The sequence below is a fragment of the Armatimonadota bacterium genome (assembly GCA_017303935.1).
GTDB lineage: Bacteria > Armatimonadota > Fimbriimonadia > Fimbriimonadales > Fimbriimonadaceae > JAFLBD01.
Map to the genome: position 1 here is coordinate 21,657 of JAFLBD010000001.1, position 18,853 is coordinate 40,509.

Consider the following 18,853-nt stretch of genomic DNA (forward strand, 5'->3'; position numbering starts at 1 on the left):
TGTGTTAGATCAGTCCGTCTTCACGGAACGAAGGATAGTGGCACTGTTTAAATTTCTTGCCACTTCCGCAAGGGCAAGTGTCGTTGCGCCCAACGCGCTTTGGATCGACGTCTTGCGGCCATTCGCCTTGAACACCAGTTCCTTCAGGTAGTTGCGAGCCTTCGATTTGCATCATCGATGGCACACCTTCCTCCTCGCTTGAGACGTCCCGCGCGGGTTGAGCTCGGAACAAGAACTTCACGGATTCTTCGCGAATGTGCTTGAGCGTGCTGTTGAAGAGGTCGTAAGTCTCGCGCTTGTACGCAACGAGCGGATCGACCTGACCGTACGAGCGGAGCCCAATTCCTTCTCGGATGTAGTCGATGGTCTGCAAGTGCTCCATCCACTTATCGTTGATCGCTTGAAGCATGATCATGCGCTCAACATCCGGCATTTCTCCGGCGAAGATTTCTGCGCGGTCTTTGTATGCCTTCATCGCGGTTTCGAACAAGAAGTCATCCAGTTCTTCTTGCGACTTGCCGTTCAATTCAGACGGAGTGACATAGTCGACGATCGGCATGTATTCGTTCAATCGCTCGAATACAGCCGTCGAATCAAACACTCGGTTGCCGTTGTCGTCAAAGTCCCAACCCGCTGCGATGGCATCGTGGACAACTTCTTCCAAGCCGATTTCGAGTTCTTCTCGAGCATCTTTGCCGAGCAGATATTCACGGCGCATCGCATAGATATGCTCGCGCTGTGAATTCAGAACGTCGTCATACTCCAGAACGTGCTTTCGAGCTTCGAAGAAGTGGTTCTCGATTCGTTCTTGAGTCTTCAAAATCGCCTTCGTGAGGAAGCTCGCGTTGATTTCCTCCATGACGGGCCATCCCCTCAGAACAGGGTGATCCGCCATGTTGGCGTTGAAGATCTTCCAGAGCTGGTCCTCAAGACTGACGAAGAATTTGGATTCGCCTGGGTCGCCTTGTCGTCCAGCACGACCGCGCAGCTGGTTATCGATTCGGCGACTTTCGTGCCGTTCGGTACCCAGAATGAACAATCCTCCGAGCGCGCGGACTTCCTCTGCGAGTCCTTTTCGCTCTTGGTCGTCGAGCGGGAGCGGAGGCGCGGCGCGTTCCAGACCACCTCGTCGGAAGTGCTTGAAGGTATCGGCGTACTCAGGGTCAAAGCTGAGTTCGTCTTCCTCTTCAGCGTCCTTGGCGCGATCTTTTTCGATGATCGCATCCGCCACGCGGCCGCCCAGCAAAATGTCCACACCACGACCCGCCATGTTCGTAGCGATTGTGATGGCGCCCTTGCGTCCGGCTTCGCTGATGATCAGAGCTTCCTTTTCGTGGAACTTCGCGTTCAAAACGTTGTGTGGTGCACCGTGCCGCAAAGCTTCATCTAAGTAGGAAATGTTCTCCTTAGGCAATCCGTGCTTCGTGAGGAACCACTCTTCGTTTTCTGAAGCGATCGCAATTCCAGGGATTCCGGCCTTGCTGCAAACCAACGACATCGTCTGCGAGTTGATTTCGGACAATGGCAGTTGCACCAATTCGTCAATCAGCTTTTTGGTTTCCTTGTTGGTGGACTTATCTTCTTTGACTTCGTAGAGTCGATAGAGCAAGAGCACCTTTTGGAGCATGTCTGGATTGAGCCGAGCCGAAACGGTTTCCGACATTTCGATGGACCGCGTACCGACTAGAACAGGTTGTTGCTTCGCGTAACGAATCAGAAGTTCGTAAGCGATCGCCCGGAACTTGGCTTCTTCCGACTTGAATACAGCATCTTCTTTGTCCACGCGCTTCAGCCCTCGGTGGGTAGGGATGCTCACCACGTCCAAGCCATAGATCTTTCGGAATTCGTCCTCTTCAGTCTTTGCGGTACCGGTCATACCAGCCAGCTTGTCGTACATTCGGAACAAGTTCTGGAAAGTAATGACCGCGACGGTCTGGCTTTCGCGCTGGATGGCGACACCTTCTTTAGCTTCAAGTGCTTGGTGCAAACCATCGGAATAGCGACGCCCAAACATCATGCGGCCGGTGTTTTCGTCCACAATCACGACTTCGTTTCCGCGCACCACATAGTCGATGTCCTTGGTGAAGACACCATGCGCCTTGATGGCAGCATTGATATGGTGGAAGAGCTTAGGATCAGAGGCGATGTTGTCGATACCGAGCATGTTTTCGATCGTGTCCATGCCTTGCTCCGTAAGCGTCGCGCTGTGATTCTTCTTGTCGATCACATAGTGGATGCCTGGCTTATCGACGTCATCCTTTTCGCCTTGCACGAGTTGCCGAGCGATCAGGTCGATCTGTTTGTACAAGCTGACATCGTCGTTGGAAGGTCCGCTGATGATGTGCGGAGTTCGTGCTTCGTCAATAAGAATCGAGTCAACTTCGTCGACGATCGCGAAGTTGAGTTCGCGCATGCTGAGCTGCTCAACTCGGAACGCCATGTTATCGCGCAGATAATCAAAGCCAAACTCATGGTTCGTACCGTAGGTGATGTCGCAAAGATAGGCTTCTCGGCGGGAGCATGGCACCAAGTTCACGTATCGAGGATCGTTCAAGACGTCGGCGCCGGGAACATAGCGGTAGGACCCACCAAGCTCGTCACTATCCATGCTTTGGCCTTGGATAATTCCGACGCTGAGACCGAGGAAGTCGTAGATAGGACCCATCCAGGTCGCGTCGCGTCGTGCGAGATAGTCGTTGACCGTCACAAGGTGCGCGCCAAGCCCGCCAAGGGCATTGAGATACATCGGGGCGACCGCAACTAGGGTCTTTCCTTCACCGGTTTTCATTTCTGAAATTCGGCCTTGGTGCAAGACCATGCCACCGATAAGCTGGACGTCGAACTGGCGCATTCCAAGGGTCCGTAGGCTGGCCTCGCGTACGGTTGCGAAGGCTTCTGGAAGGATTTCGTCGAGATCCTCGCCTGCGGCGAGACGATCCCGATATTCTTGGGTCTTGGCCTTTAGTTGCTCGTCTGAGAGCCCTGCGATTGCATCTTCAAGAGCGTTGATCCGCTCTACAGTGGGTAACAGCGCCTTCACATCGCGGTCGCTGTTGTCGAACATTTTTCGTAAAAGTTGTAACATGGATTGAACTTAAATCTGGGGAGTTTTCACCCAGCAAAATTACTGAGCTAAACCGATCAAGGAAGGCAGAATTGCCCTCGGGGGATGAAAAAATTGATCGTTCAGATTTTCGGGCCGTCGCGGCTACGAACCGAACGTGCGAATCCTGGGTTGATTCGGGCGGACGTCCGGGAAATGATCCTGACTGCAGGAGATTGAGGTTCATCTTCGGCGAAGCAAACCTCGATGTTCGAGTCTCGAGACTCTTTGATAACCTGCAACGCAAGTACAATCGCCATTCGCTGGAACTCTCCAGCAGGCGACTGCTCGTTCTTCAGGAACCGTGAATTCGAAGCGGATTCTGCCAGGCGTAGCGATCCGAAATCATCGGACATCGGACCGATGGGACCATTGAGTAGCAACGCCAGCAAAACGGGCAGAAATTGAATCACGCGATTTCTCTAACGAATGATACCGGACTAGAGTTCGAATTCTCACTTTTTTGGCCTATCGCGTACTCAGAATCCGGGACTTTAGCCGAAAGATTGTGCCCAAAGAGATAGAATAACGCTTACAACTCCAATGAAAATCTTGCTCATGAAATGGGTCACGCTGACCGTCGCGATTATTCTGACGGCGGCCATTTGCAACGCGATCAATTTGCCGTTCACAGCTCCCATCAAAGGAGTCGGCGATGTACTCCAGATTTTTGTCGGAGCGGCGGTGCTCGCGTTCCTGGGCGCCACTCTTGGAAAAATCCTCAAACTGATCACCCTCCCGTTGAACTGCCTCACGCTGGGGCTAATGAGTTTGGTGATCAATGGCGTGATATTGTGGTGGGTGGGCTCTCTCGGGTTCGGTTTCAAGGTGGACAACTTCCTTTCGGCATTTGTCGGAAGCATCCTGATCTCAATTTGCAATGCGGTCGTCGGTTCTTTCCTTATCCCAGACAAAGATTCCAAGCGAAAAGGTAAAGATGACGAATGATCATTAACCGGAGAATGCTCAAGCGGTGGCTCGCACCGACGGCTGAGATTCTCTGGGCCGTGGTTGCGCTACTTTTTGGCCTTGCGATTGTGCTCGCCGGGCTGAGCTTGAGCTTTCGCGCGCTGGTCAATCCCTTGATGGGTGGCCTCGAACGAGGGTGGAACTCGCTTTTGCGATCGACCATTGGCGTCGAGAGCCTTGATGTTTCCAATCACCTTCTTGGTGGGGCGTTTTTGCTTCTCGGCTTGGCACTCTTGTGGGTCGGCGGCAAAGGCATCATGAATTCGTTTGTCCGCACATTGAACCCAAACATTGGTCCGAACATGGCGACCGCATACGTTCGCAAGCAGCAGTTGGCCCGCGGTCCAAAAATTGTTTGCTTGGGAGGTGGAACCGGACTTTCGACCTTGCTCCGGGGACTGAAAAGCCATAGTTCAAACATCACTGCAATCGTTACTGTCACTGATGACGGTGGCTCTAGCGGCAGGCTGAGTGAAGAGCTAGGCATCATTCCGCCTGGTGACATGCGCAACTGCTTGGTGGCTCTTGCCGATGCGGAAAAGCTGATGACCGACCTTTTTCAATATCGGTTTAAAGGCAAATCAGGCTCGTTGAGCGGCCACAGTTTGGGGAATCTTCTTATCGCGGGACTCATCGAACAGAGTTCTGGTGACTTCGAGAAAGCGCTCAACATGGCCAGCGAAGTTTTGGCGATCCGTGGGCGAGTCATGCCCAGTAGCCTCGAACGGATTCGTTTAAGAGCTTTGCTTGAAGACGGCAGCGAGGTCTGTGGTGAGACAAAGATTGTCGAGAGCGGCGGTCGAATTCGCCGGTTGTTCATTGACCCACAAGACGTGCAGGCATACCCTGAAGCGATCGAGGCGATTGAGGAAGCAGAAATGATCGTCATCGGACCAGGGAGCGTCTACACCAGCGTCATTCCTAACCTTTTGGTTAAGGGGATTCCCGAGGCGATCCGCAATAGCAAAGCCGTAAAGGCGTATGTCTGTAACGTGATGACCCAGCCCGGCGAGAGCGATGCTTTTTCCGCCGCGGAGCACCTTTTGGCTATCGAAGCGAACGTAGAACATCGCCTCTTTGAATATATTTTGGTCAACACCCAAGTGCCTTCCTCCGCAGCGGTCGGCAAGTATCGGGATCGGGACCAGTACCCTGTCGAGCCAGATATCGACCGCATTCGATCCATGGGATTCCGGGTTAAACCAGGAGATTTCATGAGCGAATCTGACTTTGTTCGGCACGATCCGTTGCGGGTGACCGATGCCTTGATGGAGATCTTCCACCGATGAAATTTGCCCAAAACCGAGTGGTGATTCTTAGCGGGCCAAGCGGTGTCGGCAAGGACACCGTGCTCGACCGATGGATGGCCGAGAATCCCCTAGTTGAGCGGGTGGTGGCGGCAACAACTCGGTCGCCGAGAGAAGGAGAAATCGATGGTGACGCCTATCACTTTCTCTCACTCGACGAGTTTGAGAGTAGAGCCTCGAACGGAGATTTTCTTGAGTTCAAAAATGTCCACGGCAATTGGTACGCAACTCCGATTTCGAGCGTCAATGCAATTCTTGAAAAGGGTGGCGTTGCCGTTCTGAAGATCGATGTGCAAGGTGCCGAGGAAGTGGTTCGGACTCATCCAGAAATCGTCACCATTTTCTTGTTGCCGCCATCAATTGAAGAACTCGAAAGACGGATTCGCAGCCGAGCGACAGATAGCGAGGAAGCCATAGAGCAACGCTTGTTGAACGCCAAAGAGGAGATCGAGCGGTCAGAGTTCTATCTGCACCACATCGTGAATCAGAGCATTGAAGGGGTGGTCGACCAGCTTGAACAAATTGTGGGAGCGGTCGAAGTCTGAAAGTTGTCCATAATGATGCCGTCGAGATTCGGCAATTCTGTAAGTTCGTGAATCATGCACCCAATCCTCTTTAACATCAACGGTTTTGAATTGCGCAGTTTTGGCGTGATGCTCATGATCGGGTTCTTGGTAGGAATCGCGATGGCGTCTCGCCGATCCGAGCGATTTGGATTGAAAAGCTCGGTCGTGCAAGATTCAGCGATCTGGCTCATCGTTGCAGGGATCATAGGAGCTCGAGTGCTGTTCATCGTCCAGGAATGGCCAAAGTTTGCCGGTCGCCCAGACCAAATTTTCAAAATTCAGATGGACGGCCTCACCAGTTTTGGGGGCTTGCTTGGTGGATTGCTCGCGATTTTGATCGTGAGCAAACTCAAGAATTTCAAGCCATCCCAGCTGTTTGACACGGTCGGAATTCCGATGCTCGTGGCTCACGCAATTGGGCGTGTCGGCTGTTTGCTTAATGGTTGCTGCTACGGCCACGCCTGCGAGACCTCTCCGCCTGGCGTCCATGTCGAAGGGCTTCCAGGCTACTTTCTTCCGGCTCAGCTGGTTGATTTTGCGTTGGTCTTGATCGGCGCATTTATCGTTAGCCGGATTGAACTTGGCGGCAAGCTGAAGCGGGGCCAATCCTTCTCCTTAGTCTTGGTTGTCTACGGAGTTGCCCGGTTTATTTACGAGTTCTTCCGTGCTGGCACAAGTTCGACAACAATGGGGTCAACCGGCATGACTGAAGCTCACGTGGCCGCTGCAGTGATGGCCATGTTTGGATTCGGGCTTTACCTCTATCAAGCAAAGCGCTCGCAATTGGTAGCATCGGAGACCGTAAGCTGAGGTATCCTGCTGGGCTGAACCTCGAATAGGACCAACGAGAAATATGCGAATTCGAAACAAGGAATTGAAAAAGCGCTGGAACCGCAAGAAGCAGCACGTTAAAGCGCTCGTGAAAGAAGCTATTGCCGACGCAAAGGCTGGCAACAAGAAGGCTCCAGCTGAAAAGAAGGCACCTGTCGCTAAGAAGGCCGTGGTTGAAAAGCCAAAGAAGCCGGCAGCTGCCGCCGCAGACAAGCCAAAGAAGGCTCCAGCTAAGAAGAAAGAAGCCGCGGCTGAGTAATCGCGCAAAAAATTATTGAAACAATGCCCCCGGAACCGATTGGTGCCGGGGGCATTTTGTTGTGTGAACTGGGTTAGACTTGGGCGGCTTCCTCAGCTTCTCGCAGCCTGATGACTTCATCAGCCTTGTCGAGCCGCTCTTTCATCACCTTTTTCGAAAACTCGATGGCGTTGTAGCTCGACCGAATGAATGGTCCTGATGCGACGAACGCGAACCCCATTTTTTCGCCGATCTTCTCGTATTCCTTGAATTCGTCCGGGTGAACAAATCGCACGACCGGCAGGTGCTTCATCGTCGGCCGAAGGTACTGTCCGATGGTCACGGCGTCCACTCCAATGGCTCTCAGATCCTGCAAAGTCTTGAGGACCTCGTCCTTAGTTTCGCCAAGGCCAAGCATAATCCCGCTCTTTGTGTAGATCTTCGGATTGAGTTCCTTGACGATCTCCAGAGCACGCATCGTGCGGGCATAGCGTGCTTGTGGCCGAACGATCGTGTGCAGCCGCTCGATGGTTTCGATGTTGTGATTGTAGATTTCTGGGAAGGAATCCACAACGATCTTGATCAGCTCCGGCTTCGCCTTGAAGTCCGGAGTCAGAATTTCGACAATCGTCTCTGGTACGACCTTGTGCAAGGCCATAATGGTTTTGGCAAAGTGGCCAGCTCCTTCATCTTTGAGGTCGTCTCTGGCGACGCTAGTGACCACGACGTGCTTCATGCCCATCCGCTTGGCACTCATGGCGACGCTCATCGGCTCCATTGGGTCGAGTTCTTCGCCCTTACCGGTGTTGATTGCGCAGAACCCACAAGCCCGGGTGCAGGTGTTGCCCAGAATCATGAAGGTGGCGGTCTTCTTGGACCAGCATTCGGGAAGGTTAGGGCATCGCGCGCTTTCACAAACCGTGTGGAGGTTCTTGCTGCGCATGAGCTGCTCGACTTCTTTGATGGTGTCGGGCCGCGGAAGCCGAATCTTCAACCACTCCGGCAACGTCTGGTTCATGGTAGGATTGTACCGTCACGAACGCTCGAATTTGAACCTAGCTGGAGCATATTTTGGCGCGAAGTGGCGGTCCGGACCGACTAGAATTGACATAATTTTAAAAATTATGAAACTCTTTTTCAGGTCAGCCGTTTGAACTCTCGAAGCTCAAGTTGAGCGATAAGGACAGGGGAATTTAGAATAATGAATCGATTTTTGAAATTTGCATTAGGCGCGACAATTGCATTTTCTGCAATGGTGGCACATGCTGAAACTTACGCATTAATGATTGGTATTAATGACTATCCGACTCCGACCGACGAAAAGGGTCAACCGATGAAGGACGAGAAGGGCAATGTCATTGATAACGATTTGCGCGGTCCAAAGAATGACGTAAAATCTATTCAAGACCTGATGCTTAAAAACTATGGTGTTAAGTCAAGCAATATCAAATCGCTATTGGACAAGGACGCCAGCGGTAAGAACCTTTTGGAATCTCTCAAATGGATCATGAATTCCGCGAAACCAGGCGATCAAGTCGTGCTTTTCTACAGCGGCCACGGCGGACAAATTCCAACCGAAGATAAGAGCGAAAAGGATGGTAAGGACGAAGTGTTCGTTCTCGCTGATGGTGCGCTGGTTGTCGATGATTTGATCAACGACTTGCGAAATATCCTGACTACAAACGGCATTAACTTTACCGGCATCTTCGATAGCTGCTTCTCCGGCGGAATGTCACGAGATGCTGGTCCAAACAAGCGATTCAAGTTTTTGCCGAACGTTACGAAGTACAAGAATTATAAGACCTTCAAGGCAAAATTGCCTAGCATGCCAGCTGTTCGTCCAAACGCGACGACGAAGGCAATGGCCTCAAAGGGCAGCTTCGCATTCCTTTACGCTGGCCGAGAAGATCAGCCAACCATCGACTTGGGCAGCGATGATCCAAAGGTCGAATCGCACGGTCTGTTTACTCTCGCACTCACCGCAATTGTGAGCGAAGAGCCAACCGCTCCAGCGAAGCCAGTGATCGAAGCAATTGCTTCCTTCTTGAAGGACAACGAGATCGATCAGGAACCAACTTTTGAGTTTAGCGACGAGGATCGAAGCAACCAGCCGATCATTCTAGTTGCTAAGTAAGAGTTCAAGAACAAAATGAAATTCGCGCATTCGGTCACTTCGATCATAGCGCTAGGCAGTCTGCTCCCGATTTGGGGGCAGGCTGCTGTTTTACAGGCGCCATCCGACGAGCCCAAAGTTCGCCTCATGCCTCAGATTTCCGACACGATTTTGGCGGACATCGAGGAATCTGCGGACGGGACGCGTTTGATTACTCACGATCGAAAGTACGCCCCTCGACTTTGGGATGCAAAGTCGATGAGGTTGCTGCGAATTTTAGGCGGTGCAAAGTCGCTCATTCCCATAGTCAGATTCTCCAGTGACGGGAAGTCTATCTTGACAATGAGTCGCACGGAAGTTCGAATTTGGGATTCCCTTAAGGCGAATTTGAAATGGGAACTGAAGGTCCCCGAAGGCGACGAATACTACTCTGCAATCATCAGCAAAGATAACAGATACATTGTTGCGGGGACGGATAAGGGAATGGTCTACATGGTGGACACTTCCAAATCCAACCAAGTTACGAATCTTAAACAGAATTCGGCCGCTGTTGTTAGCTTGGACATTTCTGCTAAGGGCATTTTGGCTGCTGGATGCTCCGACGGTTCGACGACGCTTTATGATCTAAAGACTAGCAAAGTAGTCACAACGTTAAAGGGCAACACTGGGCAAGTTAAGTGGGCAACCTTTAGCAAAGACGGCGCTGTATTGTTGACGACTGGGAGTCGAAATGGAGTGATCGCTTGGAATGGGCAAACCGGCGAAAAGCTATACGAAAAGCCTCACGCTGTGGGCAATAGAACGACAAGTTTGATTACCTACATGGGCTCGCCATTTGTGCTCGAAGGAGACACGGGAATGCTCTATGGCGACGACACCGGGTTGATGCACATTTGCAATGCCAAAACGGGCGTTGAGCTCGGCCAGTTGCAAGGCCACACAAAGAGGATTCGTGAAATTCGTGTGTCCGCTGATGGCAAGTTAGTCGGCACCTATGCGGATGACGAAACATTGCGTTTTTGGGACGTCGCGAAGTTTAAAGAAATACCATTTAAGAGACCCGAATATTCTCCTACTGCAGGTTCCTTCACCCCGGATTCAAAGGCGTTTTGGTTTGGATTTATGAATGGAATCATTCGACGCTATTCCATTCCTGAAGGCAAGATCCTCGCCGAACGAAGAGGTTCCGTCAACCCGATCACTCGAGTGAGTTTTGCGGGCAAGGACCGAATTCTTTTGATCGGTCCAGAAACCTATAGCGCGCCAATGATCGGCGATCTCGGCGAAACAAAATTTCTTCGCGTTTTTGAAGAGGGTAGTGAAACAGCAAAACAAGAACTTGCAGGTGCCACCTATTCTTCGAATGGCCGTTTTATGGCTTTGAAATCGGCTCCAAACTCAGCGGGATATTCGACATTGATGACGGCGGATTGGTTTTTGAACCAAATCCTGTTCAAACTAGATGAGCCGATCATCAAAACGGCCGAGTTCATTGGAGATTCGAATTTCGTGTTTTTGACATTGGACGAGGGTGCATGCGCGATCCTCGACCTCGATGCGGGCAAGTTCATTCAGAGTTGGCAGTGGGAATTTGCCAATCCAATTCGCGGCGCAGTCTCATCGAACGGAATCACCGGAGCGCATTTTGGGGTGATGGGCGGCGAATTCGGCACCTGGGATGTCACCACCGGAAAGGGTGAAACCACCTTTGATATCGAAGGATTTGAGTCAATCGACTATGCTGGGATCAGCGATGATGCAACATTGGTCGCGGGTGCAAGCAAAGCGGGCAAGATCGGAATTTGGAACACCAAAACCGGCAAGGTCGTGATCTCAAAGGAGATCACGATTTCAGCAGCGGCTTGCGATCTAAAAATTTCAAAAGACAATAGCACTCTCTTTATCACCGCGCTGGACAAAGTGACCATTCTCAGACTCTCCGACCTCAGTGTTTTGCGAGAAGCTGAGACAAAGCCGACCGGTTTCATTCAGGTTCGGCAGGGTCGAATCAGCCCTGCTGGGGACAAAGTCGTCACGTTTGATGAAAACGAGGGGACAGTTTGGAATGCAAAAGATGGTTCAAAACTCTGCAGTTTTGAAACCATTGACACCATCGACCAAGCCACATTTTCACCAAATGGTCAAAAGTTGATTACGGTCGATCGGAGCGACGGAGTGGTGATTTGGGACCTCCAGAACGTGCCACAAAGTGGGCAGGCCAGCCAGCTCGGGAAGATTGTGCAGATGCGAGATGGCTCGGTTTTGGTGATGGACCTGAAAGGTCGATACGATGCAACTGACCCAAGCGACGTGACGGGCGCATTGTACGTGATCAATTGGGAAGGCGGGCTAGAGACCGTCGACGTGGCGCAATTCAAGAGCATGTTCTGGGATCCAGGCCTACTCGAAAAGCTCCTCGGAATGTCGAAGGAGCCGTTGCGCCAAGTTCCAAACCTCGATTCACTACGGTTGTACCCTTCTTCAAAGCTCAGTCTGAGTTCCAAAGGGGAAGTCAGCATCAGCCTGCAAGAACGCGATAATGGCGGCATCGGCTCGTGCGTTGTTTTGTTGAATGGCCGCGAAATCATTCAGAAAGATGGCGTCGGATATTTCTCTTTCAAGGTGGATGAATTCAAGCAGTTTCTTTTGCCCGAGACTCAACTTCCTCCAGGACAGGGCAACATCGTCTCGGTGAAAGTCAGCAATGCAGACGGGACCCTGACCAGTCTGCCAAACCCCATTGATATCGGAATTCCATCCGGGCTTTCTGTTCCGCAAGTCAAGTTGTACGCCCTCTTTTGCGGCGCGGGAGATTACGCTGGTTCAGCAAAAGACCTCAAAGCTCCTCCGAGCGACGCGATCAAGTTGGCTGGCGCAGTGACCAAGCTGGCCGATGGACTGCTGAAGGACCGAGTCGACGTGAGCGTTTTGGCAACTTCCGAAGGGTTCCAGCCGCCCACGCGCTCAAACATCATCAGCTGGTTTGAATCCGTCTCGAAGAAGGCAAATTCTGGCGACATCATTCTGGTGTTCATGGCCGGGCACGGTTTGGATAAGCTCGGATCGCGTGTAGGTTATTACTTCCTGACTGCTGAGTGCGACCCCGCAACCGTTACCGAGGCATCGTTGCCGAGCGTTTCGATCAGTGCAGAAGACCTCCGGCTCGAGCTTTCGAAGATCTCTGCGAACAAGCAAATTCTGATTCTCGATACGTGCCACAGTGGCGCGGCTGCCGGAAGTTTGATCGGCGATGACAGATCGGTTAGCGGTGATTACCAGCGTGCTTGGGAATCCCTAAAAGACTCCACAGGCACATGGATGCTGGCCGGGGCAGCAGCGAATCAGCTGAGCTACGAATCTTCGAACGTGGAGCACGGCATGCTTACTTACTCGTTGCTTGAGGCGATCGACAAAGGCACAGGCGAGGGCCTGCGACAGACTCCGAGCGGTGAGATGTTCTTGGACGTCGAACGGTGGCTCAACTATGCGGCCAACCGGGTGGAATCCCTCAAGAATGAAGTTGGATTAACCGGAGTGCAAAAGCCAGAATTCAAGCGGTCCAAGACCGGAAAGTCGTTCGATATCGGAGTGCTAGAACCGGCTGATCGAGGCTTCATCGGGCTGAAGCCGCCAATGCCAATCGTGATCGTTGGGCCGTTTGAGCAGGAACAAGAAGATCCACTTAACTTTGAGGACTTTATCCGGACATCGATGAAGGATTCGGTAGGGGTCAAGGCTTGGTTCGACGTGACCAAGCATCCAAACGTGTACCGAATGTCGGGTGAATACACCGTGACTGGTCCAGACATCGCGATCAAAGTGTTCGTCCAAAGGATCGACTCGAACGGTCAGCGCAAGACGGTGTCGACTTTCGAAGTTAAAGGAAATGTCCAGAATCTGGATAAGTTGGCGAACGAGATTCGAAGCGGAATTTCGCTGCGCGTCAAGCAGCTTGAACTCGCGCGATTACAACCGACTCCAGAGCAGTAAATAGGCGCTACCGTCCAAAATAGAAGTACCGCTATGGCTTCAACTATTTTGGATGGTCGTCTGGTCAGCAATCTCCTTCGCGAAGAAGTAAGACAGCGCGTGAGTGCGCTCCGGGAAAAGGGAATTGTGCCGCGACTGGAAGCGATCGTCGCCTCGCAGGACCCATCCAGTCTGGCGTACGTCAAGATGAAGCGCGCCTGGGCCGAGAAGGCGGGAATGGTCAGCGGTCAATGGTTTGCGAGCGAAACGACAACTCAATCTGAGTTGATCGATCACATCCAAAAGCTGAATGCAGATCCAACAGTGCATGGAGTCTTGTTGCAGCACCCACTTCCGAAGCACTTGGATGAAAATGCCGCGTTGATCGAATTGGGCTCTCGGAAGGATGCTGACGGTATTTCGCCAGAATCCCTAGGGAAGCTAGTTGCAGGGATGGAAGGTTTCCGTTGCGCAACGCCGTTCGGAATCATCAAACTTCTGGAGCATTACAACATTCCGGTCGAAGGCAAGCAAGCGATCGTCATCGGTCGAAGCGTGATTTTGGGCAAACCAATGGCACTGATGCTTTTGGAAAAGAATGCGACCGTGACCATCGCGCACAGCAAAACAAAGGATCTTTCAGAGTTGTGCCGTGAGGCTGATATCGTTGTTGCTGCCGTCGGGCGGCCAGAACTCGTACGTGGGAGTTGGATCAAGCCTGGAGCGGTCGTCATTGATGCCGGCTACAACAAAGTCGAAGGTCGAGATTCCGACGTCGGAGATGTCCATTTTGAAGAGTGCGCGGCAGTTGCGTCTGCGATCACTCCAGTGCCCGGTGGGGTGGGGCCAATGACCGTTGCAACGCTCCTTTCAAACACCGTTGACGCTGCTGAAGCGCTCTTAAGATAGCCAGTAATTCTGCTTGTTACCCCGCACTTTCCCTTGTGGAAAGACTCGTTTGGGAATGTGCGCTTTGCCGCGCATGTTTTGGGGGAACGGGATGGAGCAACAGGAACAGTTTAATTTCTCTGGATTGCAGCTATCGGCTGTCAAAGAGATGTCCAACATTGGACTCGGTCACGCCGCAACAGCGCTTTCAGATATGACCGGAAGGTCCTTCAACATGTCGGTGCCAAACATCGAGTCGGTGCCCGTCGCACAACTCAGCGAGCTGATGGGCGGTCCAGAATCGACGGCGTTGGCAGTGTATATGCCGTTCGAGGGAGATGTTTTTGGCTACATTGCCTTCCTCTTCCCTTGGCAATCGGCAGCCAATCTTTGGGAGATGTTGCTCGGTACTGCGCCCGATGATCCCAGCTTGGTCGGTGATATGGAAGCCTCAGCCATGCTCGAGGTGGGAAATATCATCAATTCGAATTTCTTGAACGCGATCAGCGACATGACTGATCTCAAAATGCACGCGACGCCGCCGGCGTTCGCGGTGGAGATGACTCAAGCCATTTTGTCAGCAATCGTCAGCGAGGCCGAAGAGCACGATGCCGTCGCACTCGCGGTCGAAACCCAGATTTTTGATGAATCTAGTTCGACCTCGGGATACTTCCTCTGTATTCCGAGTACCGAAGGCTTGCAACTCATGTTTTCGAAACTCGGAATTTCGGAGGCTGCTTGAGTTCAGTGGCCTCTCCCATCATGGTGGGAATGGCCGAAATTGCAGTCCGGAAAGGGCCCGCGCTCTATTCGTGCCTCGGCCTCGGAAGTTGCATTGGTCTTGCGCTATTTGACTCTGCATCAGAAGTCAGCGGAATGATTCACATTATGCTGCCGGGCAAGTTTCCGAACAGGCCGGTGGACAAGGTTGGAAAATTTGCCGACACCGGGATCGAAGAGATTCTCAAGATGATGGAGGGCCTAGGAGCGAACACCAGTCGGCTCACTTGTGCTTACGCAGGAGGCGCCCAAGTATTCAAGTTTGGCAGCGGAAACACCGACACTAAACTTGAAGTGGGTGCGCGAAACGCGGACGCGGTAGAGAAGATTTTGGCTTCGCTTCGAATTCGGACAGTAGCCAAAGATATCGGTGGCACGGTTGGTAGAACCGTGAACTACAACGCGTCAACGGGCGAGATCACCGTGCGATCGGTGACGACAGGGGAGAAACCATTATGCAAACTCCGATGAACAGCCCAAGCGAATCGCCTCGATTCTCGATGCAAGCGATTCTTCGCCAAACCACAGAATTGCCTTCAATTCCAGTGGCCGCACTCAGGGTTGTGCGCCTGACGGACGGATCCGACGCCACAGCGAAATCGGTTGCAGAGGCGATCTCTTTGGATCAATCTTTGGCGGCCAGAGTTCTTCGATTGGCCAATAGCGCATTCTTCGGTTTGCCGCGACAAGTCAAGAGCATTCAAGACGCTGTCGTCCTTTTGGGATATCGCACGGTGCGCAACATCGCGCTCGTAGCCGGAACCTATAAGTGGATGAAGGAACCACTGCCAGGCTACGAATTGCAGCCAAAAGACCTTCTGCATCACTCGATGGCTGTTGCCGTCGGCGGCCAGATGATCGCAAAGAAGTCAGGCGGCGATCCGGATTCAACCTTCATCGCTGGATTGCTCGCGGACATCGGAAAGTTCGCACTCAGCCAAATCATTGACGGCAAGATTTCACTGCTTGTCAGCCTAGGATTGCAGGCTGGGATGACCTTCAACGAAGTCGAGAAAAAGGTGATCGGACACACGCACGGCGATGTCAGTGCGCATCTTTGCGAGCACTGGAATCTGCCCGAAGAAATCGTCACCGGAATTCGATATCACCACAATCCGAGCGACTCGGTCAAGCCGACCGCGATCGGTGATTGCATCCACATTGGCGACTTCTTAGCGATGTCGGTCGGATGCGGGATTGGTGGAGACGGACTACTTTATCAATTTGACGATGAAGCGTTGCGGCGGCGGGGACTTTCTGCCGAAGATTTAGATGCGCTAATTGACGAATTTGTGATCGCCTACGAACGATGTGAAGCGATCTTTGAGGAACTGCACGAGAAATGAGCCAAAAAGTACTTGTTGTTGACGATTCACCGTTCATCCGGAGAATCATTTCAGACTGGATCAAGGGAGAGAACGATCTTGAGTTTGTCGGTTCAGCGTCTAACGGTCGAGAGGCCGTCGAGATGGCCGCCCGGCTAAAGCCAGACGTGATCACATTGGACGTTGAGATGCCAGTGATGGACGGCCTCACCGCCCTTCGACAGATCATGAAAGACTGCCCAACAGCGGTGATCATGGTCAGTAGCGTGACGTCTCAGGGCGCGAGTGCGACAATCTCCGCCCTGGAAGCCGGTGCACTTGACTTCGTGACGAAGCCGGAAGGTAGTACCAGCATTAAGGTCATCTCTTGTAAGGCGGAACTTCTTCAGAAAATCCGGGCGAGCAAGGGAGCCAAGCTGGGCGCGGGCCCATCCCTGAAACTTGTCAAGAGTGCGGCTCCTGTAATCCGAACGACGACGGACAAAGTTGTGGTCATCGCGAGTTCTACCGGCGGACCAAAGGCACTCACCGCTCTTTGGCATACTCTGCCGAAAGGTTTTCCTGCACCAATTCTGATTGTCCAGCACATGCCTCAAGGCTTCACCGAATCCTTCGCAAAGCGGTTGGACAGCATCGGAACAGTTCCATGTAAGGAAGCCAAAGCGGGCGACCACATCGTGCCAGGATTGGCGTTGCTCGCACCAGGCGGTTGGCACATGACAGTAGGGAAAAATGGTCACATCGAACTGAACGATAAGCCGATTCTCCATGGTACTCGACCCGCCGCAGACTATCTGTTTGATAGCGCTTTGCAACACTTTGGTGGAAAGAGGCTCGTGGGCGCGGTTTTGACCGGAATGGGCAAGGACGGCGCAGCTGGTGCGGCTGGAATTGTCGCTGCCGGTGGCAAGGTCTTCGGCGAGAACGAAGCCTCTTGCACGATTTATGGAATGCCGAAAGCGGCACTCCAAGCGGGTGGAATCACCCGCGAAATGCCAATCGAAGAGATCGGCAAAGCACTCACCGAGGCGCTGGAGGGCCGAATCGCAAATGCTTCCTAAGCAATCTGAATGGGACGCGTTTTACGCGCAGATGAAGGCTCGGACTGGCCTCGACTTGTATGATTACAAGCCTGCCCAGCTTCAACGACGCATCATCGGGATGATGGAACTCAAGGGCGCAAAAACCCTAGCTGAGTTTTGGACCGCGCTGACCGCAACTCCAGATGGGATCACTTGGTTCCAAGACAAGTTGGCGATCAACGTCAGCGAGCTGTTTCGGAATCCAGAGAAGTGGGACCAACTTGAAAAGATCGTCATTCCAGAACTGTTGTCCAACAGCTCAAAGCTAAAGTGCTGGAGCGCTGGCTGTAGCTACGGAGCGGAAGCGCACTCCTTGGCGGCTTTGTTTGAAGAGAAGTTCAAGGGAATGCACACCATCGCTGGCACAGATATCGACAAGGCGGCCCTTTCACAGGCGCAAGCAGGCCGATTCAATGAGGCCGACATGCGCGGCGTGCCCAAGCAGTATCAAAAGTACTTCGTGAAAGATGGTGCCGATTGGGTGGCTCTGCCTCAGATCAAGCGATTCTTGTCATTTAAGTACAAGAATCTCCTTGAAGATAATTTCGAATCCGGATTTGATTTAATTTTGTGCAGAAACGTTGTGATTTATTTCACCGAAGATGCCAAAGATAAATTGTACGAGAGGTTTTTCAAGGCATTGAAGCCGGGTGGAATCCTGTTCGTCGGCAGCACCGAACGAATCAGCACCGCCCAGAAGATTGGCTTTGAACAACCAGTTCCGTTCTTCTATAAGAAACCAAAGACAGGGGAAACAAAATGGCGAAACGCATCTTAATTACTGACGACGCATTGTTTATGCGAGTCACGCTCAAGAAGATTCTCACCGAGAATGGCTATGAAGTTGTTGGGGAAGCTCAGAACGGCGCGGAAGCGATCGATCTTTACAAGCGATTGAACCCAGACATCGTGACAATGGACATCACCATGCCCGAAATGGACGGTTTGGCCGCTCTCAAGGGCATCAAAGAACATGATCCAAATGCGAAAGTCGTCATGTGCTCCGCAATGGGCCAAAAGAACATGGTTGTCGAAGCAATTCAAGCTGGAGCAAAGGACTTTATCGTGAAGCCATTCCAAGCCGAACGTGTGCTTGAAGCAATGGGCAAGCTAGCCGCTTAATTCGCTTAGGCGTACTGGCAAAACTAATATGAAAGTCGAATACGTAACTCCTTTTGTCGCTGGAGCCATGTCGGTTCTAGAAATGCTGCTCTCGTCTAAGCCAGAGAGAGGAGCATTGGGCGCGCGTCCACAGATCTTTACCACGCAGCAGATCAATGTTGTCTGCGGCGTGACCGGCATGATCGAAGGTCAAGTTATCTACGGAATGAGCGTTCAAACCGCAGATAAGATCGCAGGACTCATGATTGGTCAAGCAATCACCACTTTTGATGCCCTGGCGGCATCGGCGATTGCGGAAATGGGCAATATGATCAGCGGCAATTCGATGACCCAGCTGGCGTCAACGGGTTACACATGCGACATTACTCCGCCGACAATCATCCGCGGATCAAATGTGCGGATTCTCACCGCAAATATCCCCGCCTTGGTGATTCCGATAACCATTGCTAACATTGGCGAAATCGAAATCAACGTCAGCTTGCAAGAGCGAAAAGCTCGCGCCGCTGCCTAACACCAAATCTTAAAGAACGGAAGTCACAAAAGTCAGCAATTGGGTGCCA

At 52.2% G+C, this 18,853-nt stretch carries 18 protein-coding genes; 15 read left to right on the forward strand and 3 right to left on the reverse strand.

The window, feature by feature from the left end:
• Nucleotides 1-4: 4 nt before the first annotated feature.
• Together J0L72_00100 and J0L72_00105 are read right to left on the reverse strand one after the other, a co-directional pair.
• Nucleotides 5-3,085 (reverse strand): preprotein translocase subunit SecA, encoded by a 3,081-nt coding sequence (locus J0L72_00100; GenBank protein ID MBN8689167.1) that lies wholly within the window; start codon nucleotides 3,083-3,085, stop codon nucleotides 5-7.
• 101 nt (nucleotides 3,086-3,186) lie between these two features.
• Entirely contained in the window at nucleotides 3,187-3,516 is a 330-nt protein-coding gene (locus tag J0L72_00105) for a hypothetical protein (GenBank protein MBN8689168.1), read from the reverse strand.
• A 145-nt stretch (nucleotides 3,517-3,661) separates the two neighbouring features.
• Between J0L72_00105 and J0L72_00110 the strand changes: the two genes are divergently transcribed.
• The 5 genes from J0L72_00110 to J0L72_00130 are packed head-to-tail and all read left to right on the forward strand — an operon-like array spanning nucleotide 3,662 to nucleotide 7,035.
• Nucleotides 3,662-4,051 carry a phage holin family protein gene (locus J0L72_00110; protein MBN8689169.1) on the forward strand — a complete coding sequence of 130 codons (390 nt, stop codon included), beginning with the start codon at nucleotides 3,662-3,664 and terminating at the stop codon, nucleotides 4,049-4,051.
• Nucleotides 4,048-5,361, forward strand: a complete 1,314-nt coding sequence (gene yvcK, locus J0L72_00115) for a uridine diphosphate-N-acetylglucosamine-binding protein YvcK (protein ID MBN8689170.1) — start codon at nucleotides 4,048-4,050, stop codon at nucleotides 5,359-5,361. Before J0L72_00110 ends, yvcK begins: the two co-directional genes overlap by 4 nt.
• Nucleotides 5,358-5,924, forward strand: coding sequence for a guanylate kinase (gmk, locus tag J0L72_00120; GenBank protein MBN8689171.1), 567 nt, complete (start codon nucleotides 5,358-5,360; stop codon nucleotides 5,922-5,924). The genes yvcK and gmk overlap by 4 nt, the downstream gene beginning before the upstream one ends.
• A 54-nt stretch (nucleotides 5,925-5,978) precedes the next feature.
• A complete protein-coding gene (locus tag J0L72_00125) occupies nucleotides 5,979-6,755 on the forward strand; it encodes a prolipoprotein diacylglyceryl transferase (GenBank protein ID MBN8689172.1) in 777 nt (258 codons plus the stop codon).
• Nucleotides 6,756-6,798: 43 nt separating this feature from the next.
• Entirely contained in the window at nucleotides 6,799-7,035 is a 237-nt protein-coding gene (locus J0L72_00130) for a hypothetical protein (GenBank protein ID MBN8689173.1), read from the forward strand.
• Between the two features lie 73 nt (nucleotides 7,036-7,108).
• Here J0L72_00130 and lipA read toward each other — a convergent pair whose 3' ends face one another.
• The gene (gene lipA, locus J0L72_00135; GenBank protein MBN8689174.1) at nucleotides 7,109-8,032 is read right to left on the reverse strand and encodes a lipoyl synthase; all 924 of its coding nucleotides are present in this window, start codon (nucleotides 8,030-8,032) and stop codon (nucleotides 7,109-7,111) included.
• A 264-nt stretch (nucleotides 8,033-8,296) separates the two neighbouring features.
• On the opposite strand from lipA, the gene J0L72_00140 reads away from it, so the two are divergent.
• From J0L72_00140 to J0L72_00185, 10 genes are all read left to right on the forward strand, one after another.
• Nucleotides 8,297-9,148: a caspase family protein gene (locus J0L72_00140; GenBank protein ID MBN8689175.1), complete on the forward strand. Its 852-nt coding sequence runs from the start codon at nucleotides 8,297-8,299 to the stop codon at nucleotides 9,146-9,148.
• 15 nt (nucleotides 9,149-9,163) lie between these two features.
• Complete coding sequence (locus J0L72_00145; protein ID MBN8689176.1) at nucleotides 9,164-13,117, forward strand: caspase family protein; 3,954 nt, start codon at nucleotides 9,164-9,166, stop codon at nucleotides 13,115-13,117.
• A 33-nt stretch (nucleotides 13,118-13,150) separates the two neighbouring features.
• A complete protein-coding gene (locus J0L72_00150; GenBank protein ID MBN8689177.1) occupies nucleotides 13,151-14,005 on the forward strand; it encodes a bifunctional 5,10-methylenetetrahydrofolate dehydrogenase/5,10-methenyltetrahydrofolate cyclohydrolase in 855 nt (284 codons plus the stop codon).
• Nucleotides 14,006-14,069: 64 nt separating this feature from the next.
• Complete coding sequence (locus J0L72_00155; GenBank protein ID MBN8689178.1) at nucleotides 14,070-14,726, forward strand: chemotaxis protein CheC; 657 nt, start codon at nucleotides 14,070-14,072, stop codon at nucleotides 14,724-14,726.
• Between the two features lie 29 nt (nucleotides 14,727-14,755).
• Nucleotides 14,756-15,235: a chemotaxis protein CheD gene (locus tag J0L72_00160; GenBank protein ID MBN8689179.1), complete on the forward strand. Its 480-nt coding sequence runs from the start codon at nucleotides 14,756-14,758 to the stop codon at nucleotides 15,233-15,235.
• A complete protein-coding gene (locus J0L72_00165; protein ID MBN8689180.1) occupies nucleotides 15,232-16,110 on the forward strand; it encodes an HDOD domain-containing protein in 879 nt (292 codons plus the stop codon). Before J0L72_00160 ends, J0L72_00165 begins: the two co-directional genes overlap by 4 nt.
• The gene (locus J0L72_00170; protein ID MBN8689181.1) at nucleotides 16,107-17,150 is read left to right on the forward strand and encodes a chemotaxis response regulator protein-glutamate methylesterase; all 1,044 of its coding nucleotides are present in this window, start codon (nucleotides 16,107-16,109) and stop codon (nucleotides 17,148-17,150) included. The genes J0L72_00165 and J0L72_00170 overlap by 4 nt, the downstream gene beginning before the upstream one ends.
• Nucleotides 17,140-17,949 (forward strand): protein-glutamate O-methyltransferase CheR, encoded by an 810-nt coding sequence (locus J0L72_00175; protein MBN8689182.1) that lies wholly within the window; start codon nucleotides 17,140-17,142, stop codon nucleotides 17,947-17,949. The genes J0L72_00170 and J0L72_00175 overlap by 11 nt, the downstream gene beginning before the upstream one ends.
• The gene (locus tag J0L72_00180; protein ID MBN8689183.1) at nucleotides 17,931-18,293 is read left to right on the forward strand and encodes a response regulator; all 363 of its coding nucleotides are present in this window, start codon (nucleotides 17,931-17,933) and stop codon (nucleotides 18,291-18,293) included. Before J0L72_00175 ends, J0L72_00180 begins: the two co-directional genes overlap by 19 nt.
• Before the next feature lie 28 nt (nucleotides 18,294-18,321).
• A complete protein-coding gene (locus tag J0L72_00185) occupies nucleotides 18,322-18,804 on the forward strand; it encodes a chemotaxis protein CheX (protein MBN8689184.1) in 483 nt (160 codons plus the stop codon).
• Nucleotides 18,805-18,853: the final 49 nt, after the last annotated feature.